The following is a 12,383-nucleotide window of genomic DNA, read 5'->3' on the forward strand; positions in this document are numbered from 1 at the left end:
TTGCGGGCAGGGGATTTTATACTGTCATAAGAAGGAGGTGTCACCTCAGTTGAAAATACAATGGTCTTTAATCCTTGCGCTGATCTTTGCGCTCATTACCGCTATCTTTGCCGTCATCAACGTTGACCCGGTTCAGGTCAACCTGCTGTTCGGTTCGGTCAGCCTTCCGCTGATCCTGCTGATCCTAGGCTGTACCTTGCTCGGCGGCATCATCGTCGGCTCGTTCGGCATCTATCGCGGATATCGACTTCAAAAAGAAGTGAAGGCGCTGAATGCCAAGCTTGTACATATCCAGGAAGCGACCGGATACGTATTTCCGGAGCCCGAGATCGAATCGGACAAAGAAGACGCTGCGATTCCGGAACAGGATAGCGATCCTGCCGAGTCGCGCCAATAATTTTGAAATGTGGAGGGAAACCCTTGAACATTCAACCGAATGAATCTTATATTTTGGATCTGTTGAAAAAATTGCTGGATACCCCGAGCCCGAGCGGGTTTACCCGGGAAATCATGAGCCTGGTCCGCAGCGAGGCCGAGGCGCTGGGCATTCCTTTTTCGCAAAACGAAAAGGGCGGCGCCCTGCTTGAATTGAAAGGCCTCGATTCCTCGCGGAAAATTGCGGTCAGTGCCCATGTCGACACGCTTGGCGCCATGGTCCGCGCCGTAAACGAAAACGGAACGCTTGCGATTACATCCGTCGGCGGCTTTATGATGAACAGCATCGAGAACGAATACTGCCAAATCCATACCCGCAGCGGCAAAATATACACGGGCACGATTCTGTCGTCCCAACCTTCCGTACACGTGTATAGCGATGCCCGCGACTTTAAGCGGGAGGAAGCGAATATGGAGGTTCGCATCGATGAACTCGTCCAGAGCAAGGATGACGTGCTGAAGCTCGGCATCTCGGTCGGGGACTTCATTTCGTTCGACGCCCGGGCGGTCATCACGCCTAGCGGATATATCAAGTCCCGCCATCTGGACGACAAGGCCAGCGTCGCCGCGCTGTTCGGCTTGCTGGAATCCAGCAAGCGCGAGGGCTGGACGCCGAAGCACGATCTCGTATTCCTCATCTCCAACTATGAGGAAGTCGGCCACGGCGCGTCCTGGATTCCGGACGGCGTGAACGAAATGATCGCCGTCGACATGGGCGCGATCGGCGACAACCTGAGCTGCAAGGAGACCGACGTGTCCATTTGCGCCAAAGACTCCACCGGTCCGTATGATTACGACATGACCGGGAAACTGATCGAGCTCGCAAAGGAGCTCGGAATCGACTATGCGGTAGACATTTACCCGCATTACGGTTCTGACGCTTCCGCCGCGCTGCATGGTGGCCACAACATTCGCGCCGCCCTGATCGGCCCGGGCGTGCATGCCTCGCATGCCATGGAGCGGACGCACAAGCAAGCGATTTTCAATACGACAAGGCTTCTTGCCGCTTATGTCATCGGCTGAAACATCGGCGGAGGTTCGGAATCAGGCGACCGGGAACCGTTGGCCGTTCGCGGCGTTATCCGCAGCGCTGCTGGCGGTTTGCATTTTCGGCATGCTGGCCTGGGGCAAAGCCTTTCTGCTGCCCCATAATTACACTTACGTGAAAATTGTGGCGGATGGCGGCATTTCCCTTCATGCCCTGGCGGTGGATCCGGAGCTCATCGAGCTGCGGGCGGCTGACCGGCCGCTTGGGGAGTATCGCGTGTACGGCATGAACGGCGGCTTTTTCTATGAAAGCAGCGTGCTGTCGATCGCCGTCAACGACGATGTCCCCGTCAAAGGGCAGGCCGGAGAATTCGGGTCCGGCTGGTTTAACGTAAAGTACCCGCGCGGGACGCTCGTATGGGACGAGGCCGCGAACCAATTCTCGGTCCAGGTCGTCTCCTCGGCCGACGAACTGCGCATCCGGGATCGGGGCCGCTACTTCGCCCAAGGCGGGGTCAGCATGAACCTGCAGAACGAATCGGGCTGGGAGGAAGCCGTCACCCGGGAGCATTTGCCGAACCCCGACGAGCGGCGGCTCCGCTCGGGCCTCGTATACGACGACACCGGCCTCCTATGGCTGATCGTCACCGACGTTCGTTGCACGGCGGCCGAATTCCGCGAGGCGATCCGGGATAACGTCGCCCCGAAAGCCGCCAAAGAAGGCATATTTCTTGACGGTGACGGCTCGTCGCAACTAAAGGCGGAAGAAATATCCCTTCACGGCGATTCCCGCGACCTGCAGCAAATTATTGCGATCAAACCGCAGAGGTAACCGATAAAAACGCAAAAAACCGTCCGAACGGATATATATCCGCGTTTGGACGGTTTTTTGTTTCATTCTTGAGTAACTCCTACTTGCGTTGGCTCTCTATTTTCTCCGCCAACTCGTTCAAATACGTCCAGCGTTCCATCAGCTGCTCCAGCTCGGATTCGGCTTCCTCCTGCTCGCGCATCAGCTCCTGGAGCTTGCCGGAATCGCTGGCCGCATCGGTCATAGCCTCGGAAATACGGGTCAAACGCTGCTCCGCTTCCTCTACCCGCTCATCGATCGTCTCGTATTCGCGCTGTTCCTTATAGCTGAATTTGAGCTTTTCGCCGCGGCTTGGGTCTTTGCTGCTGCCGGATCCGGTAACCGGAGCGCTAGCGGCCTGCCCCGAAGGTTCGCCCGTAGAGCGGGTACGATTCGATGATCCGGGATGATCTCCGCCTCCGCTGCGGCCATGAAGCTGCAGTCTTTCTTCATATTCGCTGTAATCGCCGACATGGACGGCCACCACGCCGCCGCCTTCGAACGCCATAATCTTGTCCACCGTCCGGTCGAGAAAATACCGGTCATGGGATACGACGAATACGGCGCCGGGAAACTCGTCAAGATACGACTCCAGTACGGTAAGCGTCTGAATATCCAGATCGTTCGTCGGTTCGTCCAGCAGCAGCACATTCGGCGCTCCCATCAGGACGCGGAGCAAATATAGCCGCCGCTTCTCCCCTCCCGACAGCTTGGAGATCGGCGTCCACTGCATGGCAGGCGGGAACAAGAACCGCTCCAGCATCTGCGCGGCCGTAATCCGGGAACCGTCCGCCGTTTCGACGACCTCGGCCGCTTCCTTGATATACTCGATGACGCGCTGCTTACCGTCCATCTCCTGATGTTCCTGGGTAAAGTAACCCAGCTTGACCGTTTGCCCGAGCTCAATCGTTCCCCCATCCGGCGGAATGCGTCCCGCGATCATATTCAGGAGCGTCGATTTTCCGCTTCCGTTCGGGCCGACGATGCCGACCCGGTCACCCGGAACCGCGGTATAAGTCAAACCGCCGATCAGTAGACGGTCTCCGGCCGATTTGCGCAAGCCCTCGATCTCCAGAATTTTGCGGCCGAGCCGGGTCGATGCAACCGAGATGTCCAGCGCATCGTTTTTGTACTCGGTATGCATATTCTGCAGCTTCTCAAACCGCTCAATCCGCGCTTTCTGCTTGGTCGAGCGTGCTTGGGCGCCGCGACGGATCCAGGCCAGCTCATTCCGCAGCAAATTTTGGCGTTTTTGTTCCGAAGCCGCTTCCCGCTCCTCACGTTCGCTCTTGAGCTCCAGAAACCGGCTGTAGTTCGCCTCGTAACGGAACAGACGTCCATGGTCCAGCTCCAGCATGACGTTGCACACCCGGTCAAGGAAGTAGCGATCATGCGTGATGAGCAGCAAGGCGCCGCGCCGTTTTTGCAAATAGGCTTCCAGCCAGGCCACGGACTCGTTGTCGATATGGTTCGTAGGCTCGTCCATAATTAACAGCTCCGAGGGAATGATCAATGCGGAAGCCAGGGCAACCCGTTTGCGCTGCCCTCCGGACAGTTCGCCCATTCTCCGGCCGAAGTCGGAAATGCCGAGCTTCGACAACACGCTTTTCGCATCGCTTTCCAAGCTCCAGGCCTGAAGACGGTCCATCTCCTGGCTCAGTTTCAAAACCTTGGCCTGCAGCCCTTCATCGCCCGGCGTAAGCTCCAGCGCATCCATTGCCTCCATATAGGAAGAGACAACCTCCAGCTCGGGGCCGCCGTTTTGGAACACGCCCCGAAGCACAGTGATATTGGGATCGTACTCGGGATTTTGGGCCAGCAAGGTGACCCGCACGTCCCGATTCAACGAAACCCGCCCTTCATCCGCCTGGTCCAGGCCGGCGATGACGCGAAGAAACGTCGACTTGCCCGTGCCGTTGACTCCGATAATCCCGATTTTGTCATTTTCATCCATGCCGAACGAAGCATCCTTGAACAGGATTTTTTCGCCGTAGCTTTTCGTCAGGTTCTCGACTGTCATAATATTCATAGGTTTACCTACTTTCTAACCAAGCATTGTCGCGATCGCGGCAAGTCCCCAGGCGATGCATCCCCCTGCCATCGAACTGATCAAGTTGACCGCGTCATTGTTCATCCAGCTTAATCCCCGCTCGGGAATCGTCTTGGCGCCGCAGTGGGTCAAAACCTCCACGCTTTTGCCGCATACCGTGCAGCGGTACATCCGCTGGGCGGTGGCCCCAAGCAGCGAGTCGACGAACGAACCGGCAAAGCCCGCCAATCCGCCGACGATCAGCCACTGCCATAAGGATAAAGAAGTACTGACGGTGGCATGTCCCGTCAAAGCGCCGCTCAATTCGGGCAGCAGCCAGGCGGCCCCGCCGATCATGACGGCTCCGGCAAGCGCGGCCGTGCTGCCGATGAGCGATACCCCGCCGGAAGTACCGGCCGGTACCCTTCGGAAGGTCAGCACGGAACGCGGCTCGCTTCGGCTCAATCCGCCCCATTCGGTCGCCCATGTGTCCGCGGTCACCGACGCCATCACGCCCGCAAACAGGTACACCCATACCGGATCGGGCCAAATGGCATTCGATATGCACAACAGCATGCCGATCCCGCCGTTAGCGAACACTTGCCCGGCATCCCTGCGCCCGGATTTGGCATAGGATTTCTCAAGCTCCCGCTTTCGCGCCTCGCGGAATTTGGAGAATACCGACGACGTAATAAAAAACAACAGCAGGATGCCGAACCAGAACAGGCTGCCGGCACCGTAATAGACGGTTCCCATTACGAAGGCGGCAATCATGCCGGACATGGACAGGGAGCCTTTCCTATAGGCCGCCGCAGAGACCAAAAGGGCGCAGAGCGCCCCGATCAACCAATCCGTCATTGTTTTGCTTCCGGCCCCGCCGAAATTACGCAGCTGCCCAGAACGTTAGAACCAAAAGCAATTTCCAGCCGGTCGCCCTTATAAACAGGCCCAACCCCTTCCGGAGTTCCCGTGAAGATCAAGTCCCCCTCGTCAAGACCGTAACGGTCGGCGATATAATCCACGATTTGCTGCAATGAAAAGATCATGTTGCGGATGTTCCCGCGTTGCACGATTTCTCCGTTTTTCCGCAAAACGAAATCTTCCCCGGCCGTTTCGGCCGTTCCCGGAAATGCGATATACGGCGTCACCGGCGCCGAGTTTTTAAAACCTTTGGCCGCCGTCCAAGGGTGGCCCTTTTTCTTCAGTTCGCTTTGCACGTCGCGCAGCGTGAAATCAATGCCGAACGCCATCACGTCGACGAGCTCGTCCACCGTCATGCCGGATTCGTACCGGCGGCCGATCCGCAGCACCAGCTCGGCTTCATAATGGATTTCGCCCCGGGCCGCAGGCAGCGCGATCTCCGTTTCATTCATCGGTACAACCGCATGGGACGGTTTCAGGAAAATCATCGGTTCCCCAGGCACCTCATTGCCGAGCTCCTCGGCGTGCAGCCGGTAATTTCGGCCAACGCAATATACGTTTGATATCATTTTATTCATCTTTTTAGTGCCTCCGTTCATTCTTTGATCGCTTTGCGCCATTTATCCGGCCGGTTCGTACAGAGCAGGATACCGCTATGCATGGCCGCCACCCTTTTCAGCCGCCATACTTCATCCATGGTCCAGGCCATCACGTCGATCCCTTTGCGGATCGCATTGCCAGCCAGTTCCGGCGTCAGGTACCGGTAATTGATCGATAGGAAGCTGCAGCCGAGCAGCTGCAGACGCAGCAGGAGATCTTTCGGCTTTCCGTCGACGATCAATCCTGTCCGGAATTCCCGGCCGAGCTCCCTGACCTTGGCTAAAATCCGCGGCTCAAACGAGGTCAGCACGACATCCTGCTCCATCCGCCGCTTTTTGACGGCCGCGAAGATCTTCTCTTCAATGCCCGGATACAGATTCCCTTGGGTTTTAATTTCGATATTGGCTTTCAGTCTTCCTTGAATTTTATCCAAAAACTCGTCCAGACTGATTAGCCGTTCTCCCGCAAAAGCCTTCGACTTCCATCGCCCGGCATCCAGCGCCCTGAGCTCCGCCCAGGTTTTATCCTTGACCGGTCCCTTTCCGTTGGTGGTCCGGTTTAAAGTATAATCGTGGATCAGCAGAGGGACGCCGTCTTTGGACAACTGCACATCCACTTCGATCCAATGCACGAACGGCTGCTCGATGGCGAGCGAAACCGCGGCCATGGTGTTTTCCGGCGCGATGCCGGAGAAGCCCCGATGGGCGACGCACGGATTAGCCACCTTCATACGCTCCCTCCTGATGTTCCCCGAATGGGGGCTTAATCCGATGCTGACGCGGAAGCTGCGGTTTCAACGGATTCCGGAGCATCCCCGCGTACCGCGGCACCTTTCACTTCCCCGGAGGCGGAAATCGAAACCCCCGGCGAAAAGCTTTGCACCTCTTTCAACAGCTTTGCCCCTTCCTCTTCGTTCATCGGAACGGGCTGGCCTAGCTCGGTTTTAAAAGGGATGAGCTTCAGGCTGCATTCGCCGGACTTGGAGCATTCCGCGGCGAACACGGCGGTCTCCCATGTTTTTGCATCCTTCGATTTTGTAAAAATAAAATTCCCCGTGCTGTACGCAATCCATTTTCCCTTGTACTGCTCAAGGCCTTGCAGCACATGCGCATGACCGCCTACGACCAAATCGGCCCCGGCGTCGATAAACGCATGGGCAAGCTCGGTTTGATGCTCCTCGAGCTTCGTGGAGCGCTCCTTGCCCCAATGGGCCACGACCAGTACCAGATCGGCGTTTTTGCGCGCGGTTTTAATTGACTTGAGGGCCAGGGTCGAATCATATGCCGCGGCGACACCCGGATTTTTACCCGCGGCCCAATGGGATTCGGGAATGACCCTCGTAAATCCGCATATGGCAATTTTAATCCCGTTCCGGTCGATATAAACCGGCGCATAGGCATCCTTACTGTTCTTCCCGGCGCCAAAATAATGAACGCCATTTTGCTTCAGATGCTCTATCGTATCCAGCAAGCCTTCCGTCCCTTGGTCCAAGGAGTGATTGTTGGCGAGATTTACCGCGTCAATGCCCGCCTTCGCCATTTCCGGCAAAGCCTTGGGCGACGATTTAAATACAAACGTCTTGTTCTCGGCGGCTGTACCCCCGTCCGTAACCGGGGTTTCCAAATTGACGATGCTCAGATCGTCGTTCTGAAACAGTTCCTTTACATAGCGGTAAGGATAGTCGTAACCTTCCTTTTCAAGCTTGTCGGCCACCTTGCTGGAGAAGATCGTATCCCCGGCAAAATGAATAAGCACCCGTTCCCCGGGCTCGGTCTTCTTCGGCTCATCCTCGACCGCTTCGCCATCAAGATCCTTTGCCGCCTCAGCCTCAGGTTCTTGTTCCGGCGTATCCGTGTCATCAAGGTCCGAATTTACGGCAGGATGGGCCTCGGAAGTATTATCCGTTTCGGATGAGTCGTATTCCGGCAAGGCATTCGGCTGCTGCTCATAATCAGACGTATAATTGCTGTCCTCCGTCCCGGGACTACCCTCAAGCGTTTTCTCCGACAGTATAAAATAAGTCCCCAAAACAACGATAATCAGGATGAGTATCAGGTTCAGTCCCAGCCAAAACCGGTTTTGGCTTTTCTGCTTTTCCTGCTTCTTCTTCCTGTATTTTTCCGAACGCGGTGGATACATGCTAGACTCCTTTGCTTCATTACTCTGAGATCTTAAGCGAACATCATTGATTTTATTATATCAGGGAACCCGAAATAAATAGAACCCCTCGCCTATTTTACGCGAAGGGTCCTTCTAAGGCCTTATTTTTCAGTCGCTGTTTGAAAAATGACATCGGCCAGCGTTTCCATGTAAAGCGGCTCGGTGTTCAGCATATCGATCCGTTCCAGCCGCATGTCGAGCTCTTTGGCGATCGCCTTGGCTTCGATATCAAGGTCGTAGAGCACTTCCAGATGGTCGGAAACAAAACCGAGCGGCGCAACCAGCACATCTTCAACCTGCTCGTGAGCCAGTTCGCGGAGCGTATCCAGAATATCGGGGCCGAGCCACGGTTCTGCCGTCCGTCCGGCGCTTTGCCAAGTGAACTGCCAGGAAGTCACCCCCGCCCGTTCCGCAACGGCCTTGGAGGTTTCCAGAAGCTGATCCTGGTAAGGGTCTCCCATCTCCAGAATTTTCTCCGGCAGACTGTGGGCGCTGAACAGCACTCTGACTTGATCCCGTTCCGCTCCGGCTTCCTTGAAAAGATCGAGCTTGCTCGAGACGCGGTTTGCGAACGCCTCGACCAGCTTCGGATGCAAATGATAACTGCGGACGAATTTCATCGAGATTCCGGCTTCGGCCGCCTTTGCTTCCGCGCGCTTGATGTAGCCTCCGATGCTCATAATCGAATAATGCGGAGCCAACACGATGCCGACCGCTTCCTTAATCCCTTCCCGAGCCATCGTTTCGACACCGTCTTCAATAAACGGGCGGGCATGCTTCAGCCCTTGGTAACAAACAAATTCCGCATCGGAGTATGGATTCAGCCGGTTTAAGGTGTCCTGAAGCGCTGCCACTTGATTGTCGGTATTGGCCCGCAGCGGGAAAACGCCGCCGACGATCGCCTCATACCGATCCTTCAGTTCCTTTAATTGTTCGGCAGTCGGAGGATTTCCCCGGCGAATATGGGTGTAATATGCTTCGACCTGGTCCATACTCTCCGGCGTTCCGTAGGACATCACCAATACGCCTATTTTTTTCGTCATCATCGTCACCTCTACAAATAGTTCATATCATGAGTTCATTTGGACCCGGCCGCGTTGCCGGATCGCTTGCTCCGAGTATTCATGCACATAATCCGTCAGTTCGGCCAGCTTCTCCAGCGAAGCCTCGGGGAACAGCCCGTGGCCAAGATTGAATATGTACCCCGGGGATTCGATTCCTTGATCGACCAGATCTTTCGCCGCCTGCTTAATGGTTTCCATGGGAGCGGTCAAAATATACGGGTCCAGATTTCCCTGAACGGCAAAATTCCCGCCCGTGCGACGCCGGCCTTCGGCAATGGACACCCGCCAGTCCAGACCGATGACGTCGGCTTTCAGATGCTGCAGCGTCGGCAGCAGCTCTCCGGAGCTGACGCCGGGGAAATATATTTTCGGTACATCCAAATCGGAAAGTTCGGCAAAAATACGGGTAATCGTCGGCAGGACATAGCGTTCAAAATCTTTGGGCGCGAGCGCGCCGACCCAGCTGTCGAACAATTGGAACGCCTTACCGCCGCTTCTTACGTGGGCGCGCAAATAAGCGATAACCATATCGCCGAGCTTACCCATCAGCTTGTCCCACAATTCGGGCTCGCCGTACATCAGGCTTTTCGTCCGGATATAGCTTTTGGATGGACGCCCTTCGATCAGGTAGCTGGCGATCGTAAACGGAGCGCCAGCAAAGGTGATCAGCGGCACATCCAGCTCTTTGTCCAAAATCGCGATCGTTTCAAGAATATGCGAAAGGTCCTTCTCGACATCGATCGGCTTCAACCGGTCGATATCCTCCTTGCTTCGGATCGGATTGTCGATGACGGGCCCGATATTCTTGACGATGTCAAAATCGATCCCGATCGAAGCGACGGGGTTCATGATGTCGGAATATAAAATGGCCGCATCCACGCCCAGCTTCCGTACCGGCATCATCGTCACTTCCGCCGCCAGCTCCGGCTGCCGGCAAATCTCGAGCAAGCTGTATTTTTCTTTGATCTTGCGGTATGCGGGATCGTACCTGCCCGCCTGACGCATGTACCAGACTGGAAGTCGGTCCACATCCTGCCGGCGGCAGGCCCGGATAAACCTATCGTTATAAGCCACTTTGACAAGGCCTCCTATTCATAAATCTCTAATATATATTATGCCTCTTTTAAAAGTAAGTAACAACCGTCACATTGGCAAAACGGATGACGATCGGATGACATTCGCATGAAAATCTTATGAAGTCGGCCGAAGCGGCGTTTTACCCCTTGTGATATACTGATTAGACTTTGTTTAGCACCAGAGTTTCTACTGAAAGGAAGTGAAAGCACATTGCAGTCATGGAAAATCAATGTCATTGTGCTTTGGTTCGGACAGTTTTTCGTCAATGCGGGGATGACGATGATCACCCCGTTTCTTTCGCTTTATTTGTCCAGAAATCTCGGGGTCGTTGGCGAGCATGCGATCGGAATATGGGCGGGGCTGATCTTCGCCGCGAACTTTGCAACTTCGTTCATCTTTCAACCGCTGTGGGGCAAGCTTGCCGATAAATACGGCCGAAAAATCATGCTGCTCCGGTCCGGGTTCGGCATGGCCATCGTCATCACGTTGATGGGTTTTGCCACGCAGCCGTGGCATTTGCTGGCGCTCCGGCTGCTGAACGGCACGATTTCCGGCTTCAACCCGGCCGCCGTGGCGCTCGTTTCCGGCACCGCCCCCAAGGAACGGATGGGATTCGCGATGGGCACGATCCAGTCCGGCAATGTGGCCGGTACGATTCTGGGCCCGCTCATCGGCGGCCTGATGGCGGAATACTTCGGTTTCCGCCCGATCTTTTATATTACCGGAGCCTTGCTGTTTCTGGCTTCCGTGCTCGCGATGCTTTTCGTCCGGGAAAAATTCGATCGCGAAGAGGCATCGCACACGCCGCAAATTTCCGTCATGCAGGGCTTTGTCGAGCTGAACAAAACCCCGCAGCTTACCGCGCTTTTTGCCGTGACGTTTTTGCTGCAGTTTGCCATGCTTAGCCCGATGTCCCTGCTCCCGCTGTATGTCGAGAAACTGCACGGGGGACCGGAGGATGTGACCTTCTGGGCCGGGCTTGTCACGGCCGTTACCGGGATTTCCAATATGGTAACCTCCCCCGTGCTCGGGCGGGTCAGCGACAAGCTCGGCGCTCACCGGATACTGACCTTTTCCCTGGTCGGGGCGGCGGCCACGCTGATCCCCCAGGCATTCGTCCACAGCGTATGGCAGCTCATTGTAATCCGCTTTTTGATGGGAATCTTCATGGGAGGGCTGCTCCCGAGCGTGAATGCGCTCATTCGCTTTTACACGCCCGACGGGATGGAAAGCCGGGCTTTCGGCTTCAACAGCAGCACGCTGGCGCTCGGCAATATGCTCGGCTCCCTGATCGGCGGCTTCATGTCCGGGTTCTTCGGCATCGAAGGGATTTTCGTCGTCTCCGGCGTCCTGCTCCTGTTCAACACCGGCTGGGTCAGATGGAAGCTGTATGCGAAACCGAAGACCGCCTCGTAAAAAGTCAAAACCCTCGACCCGGGAAGGTCGAGGGTTTCTTTTTATTATACGAAACCGTACGCATTCGATTGGCCGCCGTCGATGGCGATCGTTTGGCCGTTCACATAGCTGCAATCTTCGCTGAGGAGAAACACGACCACTCTGGCGACTTCTTCGGGCTGTCCCAATCTTTTGGTCGGATTGCCTTGCGCGAATTCCGCCTCCGCCTTTTTCGGATCCTCGGGATTCACCTGTTTGAAGGACCCTGCAACCATCGGCGTCAAAATCGCGCCCGGTGCGATCGCATTCGTAACGATGCCGTTCCGCGCAAACTCCAGCGCGGCGTTCTTCGTCATCCCGGAAACGGCGTGCTTGCTGGCCACGTAAGGAACCTGGTTCAGAACCCCCCGGATGCCGCCCACCGAAGCGGTGTTGACGATTCTGCCGTAGTTGTTTTTTTGCATGACCGGAATCACGTAACGTAATCCGTAATATACCCCCAGAAGGTTAATATCGATGACCTTTTTAAACATGTCCACGTCATAATCGGGAATAAGCGCTTGTTTGCCTTCGATCCCGGCGTTGTTGTAGAACCCGTCGATCCGGCCGAACGTTTTTACGGTTTCGTCGACGTAACGTTTTACCGCAGCTTCATCCGAAACGTCTGCGGTTACGGTGAGAACGTCCGTCCCCGGATATTTGGCCGATAGCTCCTGTTTGGCTTGCTGCAAGGCATCTTCCTTCAAATCGACCAAAACCAGTTTCGCGCCTTCCTTGGCGGCTTCCATCGCGGTAGCCTGACCCAGTCCCATCGCTGCCCCGGTAATGACGATAACCTTGCCTTCCAATCTTTTGCTCAACATTT

At 55.8% G+C, this 12,383-nt stretch carries 12 protein-coding genes; 4 read left to right on the plus strand and 8 right to left on the minus strand.

What is annotated here, in order from left to right; all coding sequences use genetic code 11:
* The first annotated feature begins 49 nt into the window (after nt 1–49).
* From ACSFXJ_RS17605 to ACSFXJ_RS17615, 3 genes are read left to right on the plus strand one after another with little or no spacing between them, the layout of a single operon-like run.
* Complete coding sequence (locus tag ACSFXJ_RS17605) at nt 50–397, plus strand: LapA family protein (protein ID WP_435921720.1); 348 nt, start codon at nt 50–52, stop codon at nt 395–397.
* Nucleotides 398–420: 23 nt separating this feature from the next.
* The gene (locus ACSFXJ_RS17610) at nt 421–1,458 is read left to right on the plus strand and encodes a M42 family metallopeptidase (protein WP_435921721.1); all 1,038 of its coding nucleotides are present in this window, start codon (nt 421–423) and stop codon (nt 1,456–1,458) included.
* Nucleotides 1,445–2,254, plus strand: a complete 810-nt coding sequence (locus ACSFXJ_RS17615) for a hypothetical protein (protein WP_435921722.1) — start codon at nt 1,445–1,447, stop codon at nt 2,252–2,254. The genes ACSFXJ_RS17610 and ACSFXJ_RS17615 overlap by 14 nt, the downstream gene beginning before the upstream one ends.
* A gap of 79 nt (nt 2,255–2,333) precedes the next feature.
* Here ACSFXJ_RS17615 and ACSFXJ_RS17620 read toward each other — a convergent pair whose 3' ends face one another.
* The 7 genes from ACSFXJ_RS17620 to hemE form a co-directional block, all read right to left on the minus strand.
* Nucleotides 2,334–4,301: an ABC-F family ATP-binding cassette domain-containing protein gene (locus ACSFXJ_RS17620; RefSeq protein ID WP_435921723.1), complete on the minus strand. Its 1,968-nt coding sequence runs from the start codon at nt 4,299–4,301 to the stop codon at nt 2,334–2,336.
* A gap of 15 nt (nt 4,302–4,316) precedes the next feature.
* The gene (locus ACSFXJ_RS17625) at nt 4,317–5,159 is read right to left on the minus strand and encodes a DUF92 domain-containing protein (RefSeq protein ID WP_435921724.1); all 843 of its coding nucleotides are present in this window, start codon (nt 5,157–5,159) and stop codon (nt 4,317–4,319) included.
* The gene (locus ACSFXJ_RS17630) at nt 5,156–5,800 is read right to left on the minus strand and encodes a fumarylacetoacetate hydrolase family protein (RefSeq protein ID WP_435921725.1); all 645 of its coding nucleotides are present in this window, start codon (nt 5,798–5,800) and stop codon (nt 5,156–5,158) included. The genes ACSFXJ_RS17625 and ACSFXJ_RS17630 overlap by 4 nt, the downstream gene beginning before the upstream one ends.
* Before the next feature lie 17 nt (nt 5,801–5,817).
* Nucleotides 5,818–6,546 carry a glycerophosphodiester phosphodiesterase gene (locus tag ACSFXJ_RS17635; RefSeq protein ID WP_435925795.1) on the minus strand — a complete coding sequence of 243 codons (729 nt, stop codon included), beginning with the start codon at nt 6,544–6,546 and terminating at the stop codon, nt 5,818–5,820.
* Between the two features lie 38 nt (nt 6,547–6,584).
* Nucleotides 6,585–7,961 carry a CapA family protein gene (locus tag ACSFXJ_RS17640; RefSeq protein ID WP_435921726.1) on the minus strand — a complete coding sequence of 459 codons (1,377 nt, stop codon included), beginning with the start codon at nt 7,959–7,961 and terminating at the stop codon, nt 6,585–6,587.
* Nucleotides 7,962–8,083: 122 nt separating this feature from the next.
* Nucleotides 8,084–9,025, minus strand: coding sequence for a ferrochelatase (hemH, locus tag ACSFXJ_RS17645; protein WP_435925796.1), 942 nt, complete (start codon nt 9,023–9,025; stop codon nt 8,084–8,086).
* Nucleotides 9,026–9,052: 27 nt separating this feature from the next.
* On the minus strand, nt 9,053–10,120 hold the full coding sequence (gene hemE / locus ACSFXJ_RS17650) for a uroporphyrinogen decarboxylase (protein ID WP_435921727.1): 1,068 nt from the start codon (nt 10,118–10,120) through the stop codon (nt 9,053–9,055).
* A gap of 213 nt (nt 10,121–10,333) precedes the next feature.
* On the opposite strand from hemE, the gene ACSFXJ_RS17655 reads away from it, so the two are divergent.
* Nucleotides 10,334–11,539, plus strand: coding sequence for an MFS transporter (locus tag ACSFXJ_RS17655; protein WP_435921728.1), 1,206 nt, complete (start codon nt 10,334–10,336; stop codon nt 11,537–11,539).
* A 44-nt stretch (nt 11,540–11,583) separates the two neighbouring features.
* Here the strand turns inward: ACSFXJ_RS17655 and ACSFXJ_RS17660 are convergent, their stop codons facing one another.
* Nucleotides 11,584–12,381 (minus strand): glucose 1-dehydrogenase, encoded by a 798-nt coding sequence (locus tag ACSFXJ_RS17660; RefSeq protein WP_435921729.1) that lies wholly within the window; start codon nt 12,379–12,381, stop codon nt 11,584–11,586.
* Nucleotides 12,382–12,383: the final 2 nt, after the last annotated feature.

This window comes from Paenibacillus salivarius, assembly GCF_051307165.1.
GTDB lineage: Bacteria > Bacillota > Bacilli > Paenibacillales > Paenibacillaceae > Fontibacillus.

Excerpts from the sequence above, each read along its gene's own strand:
- ACSFXJ_RS17615 (WP_435921722.1), top strand. The coding sequence starts at position 1,445 with ATGTCATCGGCTGAAACATCGGCGGAGGTTCGGAATCAGGCGACCGGG.
- ACSFXJ_RS17620 (WP_435921723.1), bottom strand. The coding sequence starts at position 4,301 with ATGAATATTATGACAGTCGAGAACCTGACGAAAAGCTACGGCGAAAAA.
- ACSFXJ_RS17625 (WP_435921724.1), bottom strand. The coding sequence starts at position 5,159 with ATGACGGATTGGTTGATCGGGGCGCTCTGCGCCCTTTTGGTCTCTGCG.
- ACSFXJ_RS17630 (WP_435921725.1), bottom strand. The coding sequence starts at position 5,800 with ATGAATAAAATGATATCAAACGTATATTGCGTTGGCCGAAATTACCGG.
- ACSFXJ_RS17640 (WP_435921726.1), bottom strand. The coding sequence starts at position 7,961 with ATGTATCCACCGCGTTCGGAAAAATACAGGAAGAAGAAGCAGGAAAAG.
- hemH (WP_435925796.1), bottom strand. The coding sequence starts at position 9,025 with ATGACGAAAAAAATAGGCGTATTGGTGATGTCCTACGGAACGCCGGAG.
- ACSFXJ_RS17660 (WP_435921729.1), bottom strand. The coding sequence starts at position 12,381 with ATGTTGAGCAAAAGATTGGAAGGCAAGGTTATCGTCATTACCGGGGCA.